The 18,260-nt window shown below is 59.1% G+C and carries 17 protein-coding genes; 12 read left to right on the top strand and 5 right to left on the bottom strand.

What is annotated here, in order from left to right; translation table 11 throughout:
• Positions 1-8: 8 nt before the first annotated feature.
• The 4 genes from murJ to AC0TNJ_RS14835 all read left to right on the top strand — a co-directional run bounded on the left by murJ (position 9) and on the right by AC0TNJ_RS14835 (position 4,020).
• Positions 9-1,598, top strand: coding sequence for a murein biosynthesis integral membrane protein MurJ (gene murJ / locus AC0TNJ_RS14850; protein WP_473771514.1), 1,590 nt, complete (start codon positions 9-11; stop codon positions 1,596-1,598).
• Positions 1,599-1,692: 94 nt separating this feature from the next.
• On the top strand, positions 1,693-2,760 hold the full coding sequence (gene trpS, locus AC0TNJ_RS14845; RefSeq protein WP_473771513.1) for a tryptophan--tRNA ligase: 1,068 nt from the start codon (positions 1,693-1,695) through the stop codon (positions 2,758-2,760).
• An 88-nt stretch (positions 2,761-2,848) separates the two neighbouring features.
• Complete coding sequence (locus AC0TNJ_RS14840) at positions 2,849-3,337, top strand: universal stress protein (protein ID WP_122003048.1); 489 nt, start codon at positions 2,849-2,851, stop codon at positions 3,335-3,337.
• 110 nt (positions 3,338-3,447) lie between these two features.
• Positions 3,448-4,020 carry a NifU family protein gene (locus AC0TNJ_RS14835; RefSeq protein WP_122003047.1) on the top strand — a complete coding sequence of 191 codons (573 nt, stop codon included), beginning with the start codon at positions 3,448-3,450 and terminating at the stop codon, positions 4,018-4,020.
• A gap of 54 nt (positions 4,021-4,074) precedes the next feature.
• Here the strand turns inward: AC0TNJ_RS14835 and AC0TNJ_RS14830 are convergent, their stop codons facing one another.
• On the bottom strand, positions 4,075-4,695 hold the full coding sequence (locus AC0TNJ_RS14830) for a L,D-transpeptidase (RefSeq protein WP_122003046.1): 621 nt from the start codon (positions 4,693-4,695) through the stop codon (positions 4,075-4,077).
• A 237-nt stretch (positions 4,696-4,932) separates the two neighbouring features.
• Here AC0TNJ_RS14830 and AC0TNJ_RS14825 point away from each other — a divergent pair, with 237 nt between their 5' ends.
• Complete coding sequence (locus AC0TNJ_RS14825; RefSeq protein ID WP_122003045.1) at positions 4,933-5,427, top strand: MmcB family DNA repair protein; 495 nt, start codon at positions 4,933-4,935, stop codon at positions 5,425-5,427.
• A gap of 6 nt (positions 5,428-5,433) precedes the next feature.
• Here AC0TNJ_RS14825 and regA read toward each other — a convergent pair whose 3' ends face one another.
• The 3 genes from regA to hrpB form a co-directional block, all read right to left on the bottom strand.
• A complete protein-coding gene (gene regA / locus AC0TNJ_RS14820; protein WP_122003044.1) occupies positions 5,434-5,997 on the bottom strand; it encodes a global response regulator transcription factor RegA in 564 nt (187 codons plus the stop codon).
• Positions 5,998-6,193: 196 nt separating this feature from the next.
• Complete coding sequence (locus AC0TNJ_RS14815; protein WP_122003043.1) at positions 6,194-7,486, bottom strand: ActS/PrrB/RegB family redox-sensitive histidine kinase; 1,293 nt, start codon at positions 7,484-7,486, stop codon at positions 6,194-6,196.
• Positions 7,487-7,683: 197 nt separating this feature from the next.
• On the bottom strand, positions 7,684-10,140 hold the full coding sequence (hrpB, locus tag AC0TNJ_RS14810) for an ATP-dependent helicase HrpB (protein ID WP_473771512.1): 2,457 nt from the start codon (positions 10,138-10,140) through the stop codon (positions 7,684-7,686).
• Positions 10,141-10,196: 56 nt separating this feature from the next.
• Between hrpB and AC0TNJ_RS14805 the strand changes: the two genes are divergently transcribed.
• The 6 genes from AC0TNJ_RS14805 to fghA are packed head-to-tail and all read left to right on the top strand — an operon-like array spanning position 10,197 to position 14,107.
• Positions 10,197-10,640: an acetyltransferase gene (locus tag AC0TNJ_RS14805; RefSeq protein ID WP_473771511.1), complete on the top strand. Its 444-nt coding sequence runs from the start codon at positions 10,197-10,199 to the stop codon at positions 10,638-10,640.
• Positions 10,641-10,686: 46 nt separating this feature from the next.
• On the top strand, positions 10,687-10,974 hold the full coding sequence (locus AC0TNJ_RS14800; RefSeq protein ID WP_122003040.1) for a metal/formaldehyde-sensitive transcriptional repressor: 288 nt from the start codon (positions 10,687-10,689) through the stop codon (positions 10,972-10,974).
• Between the two features lie 34 nt (positions 10,975-11,008).
• Positions 11,009-12,121, top strand: a complete 1,113-nt coding sequence (locus AC0TNJ_RS14795) for an S-(hydroxymethyl)glutathione dehydrogenase/class III alcohol dehydrogenase (RefSeq protein ID WP_122003039.1) — start codon at positions 11,009-11,011, stop codon at positions 12,119-12,121.
• Complete coding sequence (locus AC0TNJ_RS14790) at positions 12,121-12,594, top strand: GNAT family N-acetyltransferase (protein WP_473771510.1); 474 nt, start codon at positions 12,121-12,123, stop codon at positions 12,592-12,594. Before AC0TNJ_RS14795 ends, AC0TNJ_RS14790 begins: the two co-directional genes overlap by 1 nt.
• Complete coding sequence (locus tag AC0TNJ_RS14785; protein WP_473771509.1) at positions 12,594-13,250, top strand: DUF1345 domain-containing protein; 657 nt, start codon at positions 12,594-12,596, stop codon at positions 13,248-13,250. Before AC0TNJ_RS14790 ends, AC0TNJ_RS14785 begins: the two co-directional genes overlap by 1 nt.
• Before the next feature lie 20 nt (positions 13,251-13,270).
• Complete coding sequence (gene fghA, locus AC0TNJ_RS14780; RefSeq protein WP_473771508.1) at positions 13,271-14,107, top strand: S-formylglutathione hydrolase; 837 nt, start codon at positions 13,271-13,273, stop codon at positions 14,105-14,107.
• Here fghA and AC0TNJ_RS14775 read toward each other — a convergent pair whose 3' ends face one another.
• The gene (locus tag AC0TNJ_RS14775; RefSeq protein WP_473771507.1) at positions 14,108-15,484 is read right to left on the bottom strand and encodes a cytochrome P450; all 1,377 of its coding nucleotides are present in this window, start codon (positions 15,482-15,484) and stop codon (positions 14,108-14,110) included.
• Between the two features lie 302 nt (positions 15,485-15,786).
• Between AC0TNJ_RS14775 and gyrB the strand changes: the two genes are divergently transcribed.
• The gene (gene gyrB / locus AC0TNJ_RS14770) at positions 15,787-18,228 is read left to right on the top strand and encodes a DNA topoisomerase (ATP-hydrolyzing) subunit B (RefSeq protein ID WP_473771506.1); all 2,442 of its coding nucleotides are present in this window, start codon (positions 15,787-15,789) and stop codon (positions 18,226-18,228) included.
• Positions 18,229-18,260: the final 32 nt, after the last annotated feature.

The raw sequence follows: 18,260 nt of genomic DNA, 5'->3' as shown, positions 1-18,260 counted from the left end.
TTCAGTAAATGAGTTTGGTCAAAAAGTTCGCCACAGTCGCGTCCGGCACGCTGATGAGCCGCATTTTCGGCTTCACGCGCGAGATGTTCATGGCGGCGGCACTTGGCACCGGTCCAGTGGCCGATGCATTCAATGCTGCCTTCCGTTTCCCAAACACATTCCGCAGGCTCTTTGCCGAAGGCGCGTTCAATTCAGCCTTCGTGCCGCTTTTTGCCAAGGAGATCGAAAAGAACGGCATGGACGGCGCACGCCGTTTTTCCGAAGAAGTGTTCGGCGTGCTTTTCACCGTGCTTCTGTTCCTGACCATTGCGATGGAACTTTCCATGCCCTTCATCGTGCGCACGGTCATCGCTCCGGGTTTCACCGACGATCCGGTAAAATTCGACAATACGGTGCGTCTCGCCGTCATCATGTTTCCTTATCTCGCCTGTATGTCGCTTGCTGCGATGATGGGCGGGATGCTCAATTCGCTGCACCGCTATTTCGCCGCGGCCATTGCGCCGGTTTTCCTCAACATCATCCTGATCGGCGTTCTGGCCGTGGCCTGGTGGCGCGGCTATGACGCGCTTTCGGTCGGCTACGGCCTTTCCTGGGGCGTCATGGCTGCGGGCCTGGTTCAGCTTGCCATCGTCTGGATTGCCGTGCGCAATGCAGGCATCAAGATCGGTTTTCGCCGCCCGCGCCTCACCTCCAATGTCAAACGGTTGCTGGTTCTGGCGCTTCCCGCCGCCATCACCGGCGGCATCACGCAGATAAACCTGCTGATCAACACCAACATCGCCTCAGGCATGGAAGGCGCGGTTTCCTCGCTCGTTTATGCAGACCGCATCTATCAGCTTCCGCTCGGCGTCGTCGGCATCGCGGTGGCGACCGTGCTGCTGCCGGAACTGGCGCGCGCGCTGCGCGGCGGGCATATGAAAGAAGCGTCGAACCTGCAGAACCGCTCGGTCGAGTTCACATTGTTTCTGACGTTGCCAGCGGCAGCGGCCCTGCTCGTCATGTCGGAACCCATCGTCCGTCTTCTATTCGAACGCGGCAAGTTCAGCCCGGACTCCACGCTCGTCGTCTCCAATATTCTGGCGATCTATGGCCTCGGCCTTCCTGCTTTCGTGCTGATAAAGGCGTTCATTCCGGGCTTCTTCGCCCGCGAGGATACCCGCACGCCGATGATCTTTGCCGCCATTTCGGTGGCGGTAAACGTCTCGCTTGCCATCACGCTTTTTCCGCATTTCGGACCGACCGGCATCGCCACCGCTGAAATCGTCGCGGGCTGGGTCAACGCCGTGCTGCTTTTCGCGACACTGGTGAAGCGCGGCCATTGGGGGCAGGATATTCCACTCCTCACCCGCATTCCGCGCCTCCTCGTCGCTGCCGCGATCATGGCTGCCGGCATCCATTTTGCCATCGGCTACTTCGCCCATGAGCTTTCCTCGGCAGCGCCGCTCGTTGTACGGGCGGGAACCGTGACCGCAATCGTGGTCGCCGCAATGGTGGTTTATTTCGGTTTTGCCTTCGGTCTCGGCGGGGCGAATACCGGGATGATCCGCCGCAACATCAAGCGTGGCGCGGCAAAGAAAGCCCCTGAAAGCGAGCAATAATTCGCGCTTGAAAGGCGGCTGCGTCTCTGCGAAAAGACCAGCATTCAAAATCCCCGCTCTCCACCGGCGGGGCTAACTTTTTTAGGAACCGATCATGAGCACGTTCAAACCGCTTGTTTTCTCCGGCGTCCAGCCGACCGGAAACCTTCACCTCGGCAATTATCTCGGGGCGATCAAGCGGTGGGTGGACATGCAGAACACCAACGACTGTATCTATTGCGTCGTGGACATGCACGCCCTGACCGTTTCGCCCGATCCGGCTGAACTGATGCAGTCGACCCGCGAAGTCACCGCAGCTTTCCTCGCCGCTGGCATCGATCCGAAGAAGAGCATCGTCTTCAACCAGAGCCGCGTCATGCAGCATGCGGAACTTGCATGGGTGTTCAACTGCGTCGCGCGTATTGGCTGGATGAGCCGCATGACCCAGTTCAAGGACAAGGCAGGCAAGGACCGCGAAAATGCTTCGCTCGGCCTGTTTGCCTATCCGAGCCTGATGGCCGCCGACATCCTGCTTTATCGCGCCACCGCCGTACCGGTCGGCGAGGACCAGAAGCAGCATCTGGAACTGACCCGCGATATCGCCCAGAAGTTCAACAATGACTATTCCGACCGTATCGCCTCGCTCGGCATCGGTGTGGATATGCAGGTTGGTGACGAGCAGGTATCGGGCTTCTTCCCGCTCACCGAGCCAGTTATTTCCGGCCCGGCAATGCGGATCATGTCGCTGCGCGACGGCACCAAGAAGATGTCGAAGTCCGATCCATCGGACCTGTCGCGCATCAACCTGATTGATGACGAAGAGACCATCACCAAGAAAATCCGCAAGGCAAAGACCGATTCCGACGGCCTGCCCACGGAACTCGATGGCCTCGCCGGTCGTCCGGAAGCCGATAATCTGGTTGGCATCTATGCGGCGCTTTCCTCCCAGTCGAAGGAAGATGTGCTGAAGGAATTCGGCGGACGCCAGTTCTCCGAATTCAAGGCATCGCTTGCCGAACTGGCGGTCGCGAAGCTTTCGCCGATCACCCACGAGATGCGCCGACTGATCGCCGATCCGGCCTACATCGACAGCGTTCTGCGCGATGGCGGCGAGCGGGCTGGCGTGATCGCCGAACAGACCATGCGCCATGTCCGCGACATTGTTGGCTGGTTGCAGAACTGAATTTCTTGATCAGCAGGGCGCGTTTCGATCATCGCGCCCTGCCAAATGCCAGCTTGCAGACGATCAATCCCGATGGCAAATTGCGGCCATGGTATCAAAACGACTTAGCCGGGAAGCCGGTCACCGCCGCAAGTTTCTTGCTGTCATCGACGAAACGCCCGAATGCGGGCGCGCCGTTGCCTATGCGGCGCGCCGTGCAAAAAACACGGGCGGCTCGCTCATCCTGCTTTTCGTGATCGATGATTCGGATTTCCAGCAAATTCTGGGCGTGGGCGAAATCATGCGCTCGGAAGCACAGGATCGGGCGCGGGCAGCGCTCGAAAAATTTGCTGCGACCGTGCGTGCCGATCACGGGATCGAGCCTGAAATCAGCATCCGCGAAGGCGAAACCGCCGAAGAACTCATTTGCCTCATCGAGGAAGATCAGGACATCGCCATTCTTGTTCTGGCTGCCGGTTCAGGCAAGGAAGGCCCCGGCCCCCTCGTGCAATCGCTGGCCGGTCGCGCGCAGTTCCCGATCCCGGTGACGGTCATTCCGGCGGGTATGAGCGACGACGACATTGATGCGGTGACGTAATCACCCTATATTGATGACAACTGATACGCGCGAGATCGGGACAGCGCTTGCGTCCATGCGGATCTGCGCTTACGAAAATCGTTCCAAAATCTGAAAGCGGGACAACCGGCATGTTCATCCAGACTGAAACCACGCCCAACCCGGCGACCCTGAAGTTTCTTCCCGGCAAGGTGGTCATGCCGGAAGGCACCGCCGATTTCCGCGATGCCTCCACCGCTGGCAACACCTCGCCGCTTGCGGCCAAGCTCTTTTCGGTTCCGGGCGTAACGGGTGTTTTCTTCGGCTATGACTTCATCACCGTCACCAAGGACGATGGCGAATGGCAGCATCTGAAGCCTGCTATCCTTGGCACGATCATGGAACATTTCATGTCCGGCGCGCCTGCAATGGCCGGCAACAGCAATGCCGATGCCGCCGCCGCGCATGGCGAGGAAGAATTTTTCGATGAAGCCGACGCCGAAACCGTCGAAATCATCAAGGAACTGATCGAAACCCGCGTTCGCCCGGCAGTGGCGCAGGATGGGGGCGATATCACGTTCCGTGGTTTTGAAAATGGCACCGTATTCCTGAACATGAAGGGCGCGTGCTCCGGCTGCCCATCATCGACGGCAACGCTGAAGCACGGTATCCAGAATCTTCTGCGCCATTTCGTGCCGGAAGTGCAGCAGGTCGAACAAATCTGATTTCTATTTGATTGTCATGAAAAAGGCCGCTCGAAGCGGCCTTTTTCGTATCTTTTATTGCTTCACGATCACCTTGGCGCCCTGTTCGGTGCGATCATAAAGATCCATGATGTCCTGGTTCATGAGGCGGATGCAGCCGGAAGACATTGCCTTGCCGATGGACCACCATTCCGGCGTGCCGTGCAGACGATAGCCTGTGTCACCACCCTTGTTGAAGAGATACAAGGCGCGCGCGCCGAGCGGATTGCGCAAGCCCGGGTCCATACCATTGCGGTATTTTGCCAGCTCCGGCTGACGCTTGATCATGGCCGAAGGTGGCGTCCAGGTCGGCCATTCCCGCTTCATGGCGACGCGCGCCGTGCCGGACCAGCCGAAACCTTCTCGACCCACACCAATGCCATAACGCATGGCCTTGCCTTCCGGCATGACGAGATAAAGGAACCTTTCCCGCGTATCGACGATGATGGTGCCCGGCTTTTCATCCGTCGGATATTTAACGATCTGGCGGCGATATTGCGCCGGTATCTTTTCGTTTGGGATGGCCGGGACGACATAGCCAGCGTCAGTGACAGAAGAATAGGAAGCGGTGTAGAAAGTGCCGCCTACGGTCGAGCAGCCTGCCAATGCACCTGCCAGAAAAAGAGCAGTCGTCAAGTTGAAGACGCGAGAATTCATGCATTCCCCCAGATTGGTTCATTCCGTCAATGGGACCGCGATCGGTCGGAGATAGAAGCGAATCGCTCAGTTCCTGCTGAAGATGAGACAGTATTGTTAACCGTGCGTTAACCGTAAATTGAAAATTCCTTGAAATTGACATTTTTTGGCCATGTTTTGCCATCCTGGCCCGACCTTCGTGCAGGCAATCCCTTATTTCCGATTGTTTCGACGGAAACCCCGGCACAAAATGCGCCCATGCCCATTGTGATTCCCAATCAGTCCCATCCACTTTCCGACGGTCGGCAGTCGGAGAACGCCATGCTGGTTCGGCGCGGCGTGCAGCGTCTTTTTCTGGAAATGGGGCTTGCGACATTGCCTGAGCTTTCGCTGGCGTCCGGCAGGCGCGCCGACCTGATCGCGGTCAGCCGCAAGGGTGAAATCTGGATTGTGGAAATCAAGTCGTCGATCGAGGACTGGAAGGCGGACCGCAAGTGGCCTGAATATCGCGCTTATTGCGACCGGCTGTTCTTCGCCACCCATCCAGCGGTGCCGAGCGAAATATTTCCGCAAGAATGCGGCTTCATCCTGTCGGACGGATATGGAGCGGAAATTCTGCGCGACGCGCCGGAACATAAATTGCCCGGCGCTACCCGAAAAGCGTTGATGTTGCGCTTTGCACGCGCAGGCGCTGCGCGCCTGACAATTGCCGAACTTGCCGGTCTCGATATGCCCGAGACCGAAATGGACTGACCTGACTTAACGCGGGGCGCGCTTTGCCAGAATGCGCTGCAATGTGCGGCGGTGCATGTTGAGCCGGCGTGCGGTCTCGGAAACGTTGCGTTCGCACATTTCGTAGACGCGCTGGATATGTTCCCAGCGTACCCGGTCGGCAGACATCGGATTTTCCGGCGGCGCAACCTTTTCACCCGGACGGCGGGTCAATGCCGCAAAGACTTCATCCGCATCGGCGGGCTTCGACAGATAGTCGATGGCGCCCAGCTTAACGGCATTCACAGCGGTAGCGATATTGCCGTATCCGGTGAGGACGATGGCGCGTGTATCGGCACGGCGCGAACGAATAGCCTCGATGACGTCGAGACCGTTGCCATCGCCGAGCCGCATATCCACGACTGCATAGGCTGGCGCGGCCACCTTGGCGGCGGCAATGCCTTCTTCAACCGATTCCGCAGTCGTGACCTGAAAACCCCGGCTCTCCATGGCGCGGGCAAGGCGCTGCAAGAAGGGCTTGTCGTCATCAACCAGAAGGAGGGTCGGATCGTTGCCTATGGCTTCGGTGTCTTCCTGCTTCAAGTCGTCCATCGGGTGCTTCCTGCCTGTATTTTTCTTTCCTTATTGATACCCCTGCGTCAAAAAGTCAAATAGCCACTGAATTGTTGAAGCAATTTCAACATCAGGCCATTTGCAAGAACATCATAACCAATTGTATTTGCATCGCTTTTTAAAAAATGACCACGAAGATTTGATGGGAAAATAGCGTTGGCGCCGCAAGCCCGCTTCAGGCGGACGTAAATGCGGAACGCGGCCAGACCACCTTTACCTCCGCGCCCTGCCCCGGATTGTTGCGATTGCGGAAGGTGATATGCGCGCCCGAGCGCTCCAGCAAGGTTTTAGCGATGAACAGGCCAAGGCCGAGGCCGCCGCCATTTCGGGTATTGTCGCGGCTCGTCATATAGGGCTCGCCGATGCGGTCGAGGATTTCCGGTTTGAAACCATCGCCATCGTCCTGAATAGTCACACTCACATGCCCTTCGGTCCAGCCCCAGGTGACATTGACCGTGTCGCGGGCAAAATCGACAGCATTTTCCACCAGATTACCGAGCCCATAAAGCAGGCCCGGATTGCGCCGGGTGACGGGTTCCGGTTTCGGACCTTCCGTTTTTTGCACGTCGATGGTGATGCCGAAGTTGCGGTGCGGCGCGATCACTTCTTCGATCAATGAGGAAAGCGGCAGGCGCGACATATGTTCTTCGCCTTCGGACGATAGGCTGGTCAGCCGCTGAAGAATTTCACGGCAGCGCTGGGTCTGGGAGTGAAGCAGGGCAATGTCTTCGGCAAGGCCCGGATCGGTGGTGCGGGCGCGCTGCATTTCCTTCACCACCAGCGCAATCGTCGCCAGTGGCGTGCCCAGTTCATGCGCTGCGGCCGCAGCAAGCCCGTCCAGCGCCGACAAATGCTGTTCGCGCTGGAGAATAAGTTCGGCGGCGCTCAATGCGTCACCAAGCTGCCGCGCTTCCTCGGCGATGCGATAGGCGTACACGCCGGTGAAGCCGAGCGCCGAAATGATGGCGCACCAGATGCCGATCACGAACAGGAATGGCAGGTCCAGTGTTTCGCCCGGATACCAGGGCAGCGGCTCGTGCCGGATGGTCAACACGGAAGTACAGGCAACCACCAGCAGGGCAAGCACCAGTGTATGTCGCGCCGAAAGCGACGTCGCCGAGATGATGACGGGCACGATCATCAAGACGATGAACGGGTTTTGCAGCCCGCCGGTCAGATAAAGAAGCCCTGCCAGTTGCAGAATGTCGAAGGCCAGCACCAGACTTGCGGCGGCAGGATTGAGCCGGTGGTTGGTCGGAAAGCGAAAAGCCAGATAGAGATTGAGCCAGGCCGAACAGGCGATCAGCGCAAAACAGATGCCGACGGCAAAAGGGAATTGCAGATAGAGCGCCACGAACATGACCGCCGCCGTCTGTCCGGCAATGGCCAGCCAGCGCACCCGTATCAACGTGGTCAGGCGCGGGCGGCGCGAAAGATTGGAAGCGCGATTCTCGAATTCTGCGTGCATGAGGTCCCTCGTCAGGCCCTTATGAGGCAAGCCCGGACCAGAAAGCAAGCGAAACTGCGTTATCCGGTCGCAGGGCGGGATTAGGGTCAGGACCTACTAATTTGATGGAAATGGTGCGAGGCCATCCTGCAACCCGGCAACACAAAGTCCGAAATCTTCAAACGAAAACCAAGAGATGAACTGCTGAGATCAAACACCTAGGTACCACGCGGCTTGGCGCGGCGCGTTGCTTGCGCATTGGCCGGGTCTTCCGGCCAGACATGTTTCGGATAACGGCCACGCATATCGGAACGCACATCGGCCCATGAGCCTTTCCAGAAACCCGGAAGATCGCGAGTTATCTGGATGGGACGGTGAGCCGGAGAGAGAAGCTCCAGCAAAAGCGGCACCTTGCCATTGGCGATGGAAGGATGCGCGCCAAGGCCGAACAGTTCCTGCACGCGCACCGCGATCACCGGCTCTTCGGCATCGTATCGGATCGGAATATTCGATCCGGTGGGCACTTCGAAATGTGTCGGCGCAAGCTGGTCGACACTGCGCTGGATATCGAAGGGTACGAGGCTTATCAGACCGTTTTTCAGCGCATGCGCTGGAATGCGGTCGAGTTGGGCTTCCCCCGTCAGGAAGGGCAGCAGCCAGTCTTCAAGCCTTTCCAGAAGCGCTTCCTCATCCATCGACGGCCAAGGATCGCCCAGACCGCGATGAAGCCAGCCAAGCCGTCGGCGCAGGGTGTCCGCCTCCTTGCCCCACGGCAGGATGGAAAGCCCATGTTCACGCACCGCGGCAATCACACCTTCGTCGGCAGCACTTCCCGAAGGAGCAGCGAGCGGCTTTTCAGAGAGAGCGATAGCGCCAATGCGCACGGCTTCGCGCGCCCGCAAGGCATTCTTTTCCGGATCGTAGACAACTTGTCGTCCACTCTCGATTTTGCCGCCCAAGGCAGCGCGGATTTCTGTTTCGCTGACTTCCGCGGCAGAAAGAACACGCGCTCGTCCTGCCTTGCCCGTCATATCGGCAACCACCAGCCACGATGCGCGGCTCAAACTGATGGCAGGATCGACCTCGCCTCCGCGTCCATTGGCGAGCAGGAATTGTCCCGTTGCCCCACGCGCTTTGGCGACACGGTCTGGATAGGCGTCAATGAGCATGCGGCCAACGCTTGAACCGGCTGGTTCGCCTTTGTTGGACACATTTGCAGCCAACCGTTTCGCCAAGCCTTTGGCACGCTGGGCGCGATCAGAACGATCATTGCGGAACCGCGCCATCCGCGTATCGAGGTCGGTTTCATTGCCGCCAAGGCCGCGCTCGGTCAGAAGAACAGCAAGCTCCGCCGCCCGCAGAGCCTCGCCGCGTTTGCCCGCTTCCGCCACCATATGCGCAAGGCGTGCAGGCAGGGCGAGCGAGCGCATAGCCTCACCATCTGCGGTCAAGCGTCCAGCATCATCAAGCGCACCAAGCCGGCTAAGCAGTGCCTTGGCCTCTTTGAGCGCAGGCAATGGCGGCTTGTCGAGCAGCGACAAGGTTGCTGGATCAGTCACGCCCCATGCGGCGGCATCAAGCACAAGGCCGGAAAGATCGGCTTCCAGAATTTCCGGGGGCGAGAAAGCGGGAAGCGATGCCGTTTGCCCCTGATGCCAGAGGCGGATAGCAATGCCCGGCTCGGTACGACCGGCACGGCCCGCGCGCTGATCGGCACTCGCGCGCGAAGTACGCACGGTTTCGAGGCGGGTCAGGCCTGTAGCGGGTTCATATTTCGGCAGGCGGGCAAGGCCGCTATCGATGACCACGCGCACGCCGTCTATCGTGATGGAGGTTTCGGCAATCGAGGTCGCCAGAACAACCTTGCGATACCCAGCCGGTGCGGGCTTGATCGCCGCATCCTGATCGCGGCCTTCCATTGCGCCATAAAGCGGAGCGAGCAGCACATCGGGCGGCAGACGGCCTTCCAGAAGCCGCGCTGTGCGTTCAATCTCGCCCTGCCCCGGCAGGAAAGCCAGGATACTGCCCGTTTCGTCAGCCAGGGCGTCGCGGATCGCCCGCGCCATCGCATCTTCGATCCGTTCATCGGCCTTGCGGTCGCGATAGCGGATATCGACAGGAAAAGCGCGTCCCTCGCTCTCGATCACCGGCGCGTCACCGAGAAGCGATGCCACACGCGCGCCATCAAGCGTTGCCGACATGACAAGAATCTTGAGATCGTCGCGCAATGCAGCCTGTACATCAAGCGCCAGAGCAAGTCCAAAATCCGCATCGAGACTGCGTTCGTGGAATTCGTCGAAGAGAACCGCTGCAACACCCTTCAGGTCAGGATCGTCCAGGATCATGCGCGCAAAAACGCCCTCCGTGACGACAAGGATTCTGGTTTTGCCCGATACCTTGCTTTCAAGGCGCATCCGGTAGCCGACGGTTTCGCCCGGCTCCTCGCCCAGAAGCTGCGCCATGCGGCGGGCGGCAGCGCGTGCCGCCAGACGGCGTGGCTCAAGCAGCACGATCATGCCGTCCTCGCGCCAAGCGGCATCCAGCATGTGTATAGGCACCAGTGTCGTCTTGCCTGCACCGGGCGGCGCGACGAGGACTGCGCTTGCATGATGCGCCAATGCCTCGTCCAGCTGAGGCAGAATTCGTGTCACAGGAAGATCAGGCAGGCTCGTCAAAGTAGTTTCCGTCAGATAAGGCCTTCGCTTTGGTGCTTATCACACAGGAAACCCACATGATCCATATTCGAAAATCGAGCAAGGCAGATGCGCGCGCTCTGACCGAAATCTGGCGCGCCAGCGTTCTCGCCACGCATGACTTCCTCAGCCGCGACGATTTTCTGGAAATCGAAAAGCTGGTGGCCGAGCAATATCTGCCCAATGTCGAAGTCTGGCTTATTGAAGACGCTGGCAAGCCGGTCGGCTTCATGGGCATGAGCGATCATCATATCGACAGCCTGTTCATCGCCCCCGACCAGCGCGGCAAAGGCATCGGCAAGCTGATGATAGCCCATGCAAAAGCTGTCGGCAGTCCTCTGACCGTCGATGTGAACGAGCAGAACCTGCAAGGCGTCGGCTTTTACCGGCATATGGGATTTGTCGAAACCGGACGTTCGGAAACAGACGACCAGGGACGCCCCTATCCACTTCTGCACCTGCGGCTGGTGTTCGGTGATTGACGTACTCCCCCGGAGTATATAGATTTCATCGAAATCGGGAGATTCCATGCCACATTCGCCGGAAGACAAGAAGCGCGCCCTGACGCGCCTGCGCCGCATTCGCGGTCAGGCGGAAGCGCTGGAGCGCGCGGTCGAGGCTGGCACGGAATGCGCGGCACTGCTGCAGCAGATCGCGGCGTTGCGAGGCGCGGCCAACGGGCTGATGGCGGAAGTGCTGGAAAGTCATTTTCGCGAGACGTTTGCACAGGAAACCGGAGGCGGTCAGGAAGCCAAGGCGGACTCCGATACGCAAATTGACGAAATCATGCGGATTTTGCGCACCTATCTGAAATAGGCGCGCAACACACAACTGGAAGGAAAACATCGCCATGAAGTCACGCGCAGCCGTTGCCTGGGAGGCAAAAAAGCCGCTCACCATCGAAACCGTCGAGATCGGCGGCCCGAAGGCTGGCGAAGTGCTGGTCGAAATCATGGCGACGGGCGTTTGCCATACCGATGCCTACACGCTGTCGGGCCTCGATTCCGAAGGCAAGTTCCCGGCCATCCTCGGCCATGAAGGGGCGGGCATCGTGCGCGAAGTGGGCGCAGGCGTGACCTCCGTCAAGCCGGGCGACCATGTCATTCCGCTCTACACGCCGGAATGCCGCCAGTGCAAAACCTGCCTGTCGCAGCGCTCGAACCTGTGCACCTCGATCCGCGCCACGCAAGGCCAGGGCCTGATGCCCGACCGCACCACGCGCTTTTCCTGCGATGGCGGCGAAGTCTTCCACTATATGGGCTGCTCCACCTTCTCCAACTTCACGGTTCTGCCGGAAATCGCGGTGGCGAAAGTGCGCGAAGACGCGCCTTTCGACAAGATCTGCTATATCGGCTGCGGCGTCACCACCGGCATCGGCGCGGTGATCTATACGGCAAAGGTTCGCCCCGGCTCCAATGTCGTGGTGTTCGGTCTCGGCGGAATCGGCCTCAATGTCATTCAGGGTGCCCGCATGGTGGGCGCGGACAAGATCATCGGCGTAGACATCAATCCGGCCAAGGTCGAAATGGCGAAAAAGTTCGGCATGACCGACTTCATCAACCCGCGAGAGATCGGCAATGACAAAGTGGTGCAGGCCATTCAGGATCTGACCGACGGCGGCGCGGACTATTCCTTCGATGCCACCGGCAATACCGATGTCATGCGGCAGGCGCTGGAATGCTGCCATCGCGGCTGGGGTGAATCGATCATCATTGGCGTTGCGGAAGCGGGCAAGGAAATCGCCACGCGTCCGTTCCAGCTGGTTACGGGACGCGTCTGGAAAGGCACCGCCTTTGGTGGCGCGCGCGGTCGCACCGACGTGCCGAAGATCGTGGACTGGTACATGGAAGGCAAGATCAATATCGATGATCTTATCACCCACACCATGCCGCTTGATGAAATCAACACTGCCTTCGATTTGATGCATGAAGGCAAGTCCATCCGTTCGGTGATTGTTTACTGATGGCTGAAAAGCTTCTCGTTTCCCGCTGGGATGAAATCGACGCCCTGCCCCCGCGCGCGCTTTATGCGATGCTGAAACTGCGCGTGGACGTCTTCGTTGTCGAACAGAAATGTCCTTATCCGGAGATCGACGGCAAGGATTTCGAGGCGTTTCACCTGCGCATTCTCGATGGTGAGGAACTTGCAGCGAGCCTGCGAGTTCTTCCACCGGAACAGGGTGGAAAGCCGGTCAAGATCGGACGTGTCGTCGTTGCGCCGGATTATCGCGGCTACAAGCTCGGCCAGCGGCTGATGAAAGAGGCCATCGAATTTGCTCAGGCGCGTTTTCCGGGCATGGCGATCGAACTCGGCGGACAAAGCCATCTGCAGAAATTCTATGGCTCGTTTGGCTTCATGGCGATTTCTGACGAGTATCTTGAGGACGGCATTCCGCATGTCGACATGCGATTGGAACCAAGGGAAACGGTTGCCTGATGTTTTTGCTGCGCCGCCATATGTCCTTCTATCTTGGCGCCTTTGGCGGCGTGGCAGCATATATCATTGCCTGGCTGGTTGACCGGGAACTCGCACCCGTCATCGGAGCCAACTGCTTCTTCGTGTTCTATCTCGCGCTGACGCTCTTTGCGCTGCCAAAGCTTACGGCTGCGCATTTGAAGAAGCACGCGGCCAGCGCCGATGAGCCGGTCTGGATTATCTTCCTTGTGACCTTCGCTACCGTCCTAGTGGCGGTGGCTTCCCTGTTCATCCTCATCAACCGGCAACCGCAGGCCGATGCCTTTGCCCTGGTGGTGACACTGGCATCGGTGCCGCTTGGCTGGTTCACCATTCACATGATGACGGCGCTGCATTATGCCCATGTCTATTGGCAACCGGGCCAACCTGCTGGCAACGACAGCAGCCATGCCAACCGCCACCGCGGCGGCTTCGAGTTTCCCGGCACACCGGAACCTTCCGGATGGGATTTCGCCTATTTCGCCTATGTCATCGGCATGACGGCGCAGACGTCCGACACCAGCGTCACGACGCCTGCCATGCGCAAGATCACGCTGCTGCATAGCATCGTGTCCTTCTTCTTCAACACCGTGCTGGTCGCCGCTTCCGTCAATGTCGCGGTGGCGCTCGGAAGCTGAATCAAACCGGGAATTTCTTGATGGAAACCATTTCGACTGCAAAATGTTTTGATGGAGCGCAAGGCGTTTATCGCCACAAGAGCGCGACAAACCAGTGCGACATGACCTTTGCCGTCTTCCTGCCGCCACAGGCCGCGAACGGTCCGGTGCCGGTATTGTGGTATCTCTCCGGTCTCACCTGCACACATCAGAACGTGATGGACAAGGGCGAATATCGGCAAATGGCTGCAGAATTGGGAATTGCCGTCATTTGCCCCGATACCAGCCCACGCGGGGACGACATTCCTGATGAACCGGACAACTGGCAGTTCGGCAAGGGTGCCGGGTTCTATGTCGATGCGACGCAGGAACCCTTTGCCAGGAACTACCGGATGTATAGCTACATCACGGAAGAGCTGACCGATCTGGTGGCGGAAAACTTTCCGCTCGACATGTCGCGTCAGGCAATAACCGGCCATTCCATGGGCGGGCACGGCGCGCTGACGATAGCGCTCAAAAACCCGGACCGCTTCAAGTCAGCCTCGGCTTTCGCTCCCATCGTTCAGCCATCAACGGCGGGATGGTCCAGACCGGCTCTCGAAAAATATCTCGGACCGGAAGAGCGGGCTTGGCGTGCCTATGATGCTACCCTTCTGATCGAGGACGGCTACCGGTTCCCGGAGTTTCTGGTGGATCAGGGCACCGCCGACGGTTTTCTCGACGATGGCCTCCGGCCCTGGCTGCTGGAAGAGGCATGCAAGAAGGCCGGCATTCCGCTCACGCTCAATATGCGCGACGGCTATGACCATTCCTATTTCTTCATTTCGACCTTCATGGGCGATCATCTGCGCTGGCATGCAGAGCGCCTGAAGCGCTGATCAACGCATCAGAACCTTCATCGGCAGACCGCCTTGCGGCTGGGTGGTAAGTTTCTGCACGGGCCAGGGCTTCGTGGTTTCGAGGGCCTCGAAACGGTGGCCATCAAGCAAGGTTGCCAGCGCAATGACCGCCTCCTGCAAGGCAAAGCTTGCGCCTATGCAGACGCGCGGTCCCGCACCGAAGGGCAGATATTGAAAGCGGTCGAGCTTGTCCCGGTTTTCGGGCCAGAAGCGTTCCGGCATGAAAGCATCCGGCTGATCCCAGTAGAGCCTATGGCGATGAATGACCCACGGCATGACCAGCACGGTAGCGCCCTTCGGGATTTTCAGCTCGTCATATGTATCGTCGGTCGCAGCCTCGCGATTGATCGAGGGCGCTGGCGGATAAAGCCGCATCGCCTCCTCGAAGGCCGCCCGCGTGAAAGGTAGCGACGCCAGCCAGTCCTGCGGCGGCAGATCGCGCCCGCCCCGTGCAAAAAAGCTGTCGATTTCTGTTTCGATGCGTTCGCGCTCGCGGGGCGCCTTGGCGAGCAGATAGAGCGTCCAGCCAAGAGCGCGGGCGGTGGTCTCATGCCCTGCGCCGATGAAGGTGATGATGTTGTCTTCGATCTCGGAGCGGCTCAGGCCGTCCGGCCCTTCGGCGCGCAAAAGCAGGGTAAGGAAGTCGCTCGGCACGTCTTCGCCCCTGTCCATGCGGGCTTTGCGGAGCGCTATGGTGTTTGAAACGAGCTCGCGGAAGAAACCCAGCGATTGCTGTCCACGCAGGCGCGTGAAGCGTGGAAGCCAGTCAGGCAGCCCCAGAAGATCAAACGGATCGACCCGCCCCATTGTTTCGAACAGCCTGTCGATCTGATGGGCAAAATCGTTTGGATCGCCCGCAATCTCGCCCGAAAACAAGGTTTCGGCAAGAATATCGTAGGTCAGGAGCGTCATGTCATGGGCGACATCGGTAATCGTGCCGGGGGTCTTGTATCGCTCGGCGAAGCGAAGCGACCGGTCGCGCATGGTCTCGGCAAAACCGCCGATATGACGCGGCGTGAAAACCGGAGCCATGGCCTTTCGCGACCGCTTCCACACCTGCCCCTCAGCCGTCAGCAGACCATCACGCAACAGCGGACGCAACACGCGCTGGCGAATGGCGGACATCGGATAATTGGCGGCATTGTCGACCAGCACATGGCGGATCAACCCCGGATCGTTGGCGATGATGGTTTTCATGCCGAACCAGCTGACGGAAATCCAGCGCTCGTTATAGGAAGGCTCGCCCCAAAGCTCGAGCGGGTTCCTGTAGACGACCCGCATCATCTCGAAACGCCCCACCGGCTTTTCGCGCGGTCGCGGCGCAGGCGGCACGAATGGACCCGGTCTTTCGCTCATGACGTTCGCAGTTTCCATCAAGCGTTCCTTTCGTCATAGAGCGCGTATCAATCTGATTGGATCATGCTCCAAACAGGTCACGAACGCCCCCGCCAAATCGGATATAAGCGTCAATTGTGGCGGTTCCAGAAGCCGCACGGCGCCGGGATCACCCTGATATGGACAGACTGCCGGAATCCCCGGCAAATTTACCGCCAAAATTTGGAAAAATGGCCGTTAGCACCTATATTAAAGCCATGTTTGTCGCGTGATTCGACATATCTTTGAAGCTGCATTCGCAGCGCGTTTTTCGAAAGATTTTCATGAGCGAGATGCCCGAGATGAATTCCGAAGCCCCCGCCGAATATGGCGCGGATTCCATTCGTGTTCTGAAAGGTCTGGACGCCGTTCGCAAGCGGCCCGGCATGTATATCGGTGACACGGATGACGGCTCCGGCCTGCATCATATGGTCTACGAGGTCGTGGACAATGCGATCGATGAAGCGCTGGCAGGACATGCCACGCTTGTCACCGTCACCCTCAACCCGGACGGGTCCTGCACCGTGACCGACAATGGTCGCGGTATTCCGACCGATATCCATAAGGAAGAAGGCGTTTCGGCTGCCGAAGTCATCATGACGCAGCTCCACGCTGGCGGCAAATTCGACCAGAATTCCTATAAGGTCTCCGGCGGTCTGCACGGCGTCGGCGTGTCGGTGGTGAATGCGCTGTCGATCTGGCTGAGGCTGAAGATCCGCCGCGCTGGCAAGATTCATGAAATGAGCTTCACCCATGGCGTTGCCGATGCTCCGCTCGTGGTGACCGGTGATGCGGGCGGTGAAACCGGGACGGAAGTGAGCTTCCTGCCTTCACCTGAGACCTTCTCCATGGTCGAGTTCGATTTCGATACGCTGGAGCGCCGTCTGCGTGAGCTTGCCTTCCTCAATTCCGGCGTCCGCATCAAGCTTGCCGACCGCCGCCATGCCGACGTCAAGGAACATGAGCTGCACTATGACGGCGGCCTGATCGAATTCGTGAAATATATCGACCAGAGCAAGAAGTCGCTTCTGGAAGAGCCGATCTATATCCGCAATGAAAAAGACGGCATGACGGTGGAAGTCGCCATGTGGTGGAACGATTCCTACCACGAAAAGGTGCTGTGCTTCACCAACAACATCCCGCAGCGCGACGGCGGCACGCATCTGGCCGGTTTCCGTGGCGCGCTGACGCGTCAGGTGACGGGCTATGCCGATGCTTCGGGCATGACCAAGAAGGAAAAGGTGACGCTCACCGGCGATGACTGCCGTGAAGGCCTGACTGCCGTTCTTTCGGTCAAGGTTCCCGATCCGAAATTCTCGTCGCAGACCAAGGACAAGCTGGTTTCCTCGGAAGTGCGCCCCGTGGTGGAAAGCCTCGTCAACGAGGCGCTTTCGACATGGCTGGAAGAACATCCGGCAGGCGGCAAGGCCGTGGTCGAGAAGGTCATTCAGGCAGCCGCAGCCCGTGAAGCAGCCCGCAAGGCCCGCGATATCACGCGCAAGAGCAATCTGAGCGTGACGTCCTTGCCCGGCAAGCTTGCCGATTGTCAGGAACGCGACCCGGCCAAGTCCGAAATCTTCATCGTCGAGGGTGACTCCGCAGGCGGCTCCGCCAAGAGCGGTCGTTCGCGCCAGAACCAGGCCATCCTGCCGCTGCGCGGCAAGATCCTCAATGTTGAACGCGTGCGTTTCGATCGCATGATCTCGTCCGATCAGGTCGGCACGCTGATCACCGCGCTTGGCACGTCGATCGGCAAGGATGAGACGCACGGCTTCAATCCGGACAAGCTGCGCTATCACAAGATCATCATCATGACCGACGCTGACGTCGACGGCGCGCATATTCGCACATTGCTGCTGACCTTCTTCTTCCGCCAGATGCCGGAACTGATCGAGCGCGGCCATATCTATATTGCGCAGCCGCCGCTCTATAAGGTGTCGCGCGGCAAGTCCTCGCAATATATCAAGAATGAGGCTGCTTTCGAGGACTTCCTCATCGAGACAGGTCTTGAAGAAGCGACGCTGGAAATGGCAAGCGGCGAAGTTCGCGCCGGGCCGGACCTGCGTTCGGTGGTGGAAGATGCGCGCACCATGCGCCAGCTTCTGGCCGGTCTTCATACACGCTATGATCGCCGCGTGGTGGAACAGGCCGCCATTGCCGGACTGCTTAACCCGGATGCCTCGAAAGACAATGCAACCGCGCAAGCTTCCGCCGATACTGTTGCAAAGCGTCTCGACATGATCTCGGAAGAAACCGAGCGTGGCTGGACGGCCCATGTGACGGAAGACGGCGGCTATCGTTTCGAGCGCATGGTGCGTGGCGTGAAGGATATTGCGTTTCTCGACATGGCGCTGCTCGGCTCTGCCGATGCCCGCCAGATCGACCGCGTGGCGGCACGCCTGTCGGAAGTCTTTGCTGAACCGCCGGTGCTGCGCCGCAAGGACAAGGTGGAGACGCTTTCCGGTCCGATGGGCCTGCTCGATGCAATCTTCGCGACTGGCCGCAAGGGCCTGACCCTGCAGCGCTACAAAGGCCTGGGCGAAATGAACGCCGAACAGCTTTGGGAAACCACGCTCGATCCGAATGTGCGTTCGCTGCTGCAGGTCAAGGTGACGGATGCGACCGACGCGGATTCCCTGTTCTCGCGCCTCATGGGCGACGAGGTGGAACCGCGCCGCGAGTTCATCCAGGAAAACGCGCTGAGCGTCGCCAATCTGGACGTTTGATAAAAAAGCCCCGGAAATCCGGGGCTTTTCAT

It is taken from the genome of Ochrobactrum sp. PL_is483 (genome assembly GCF_055816855.1).
The sequence above is the reverse complement of the archived record's forward strand: the minus strand, read 5'-3'. Positions and strand labels throughout refer to the sequence as shown.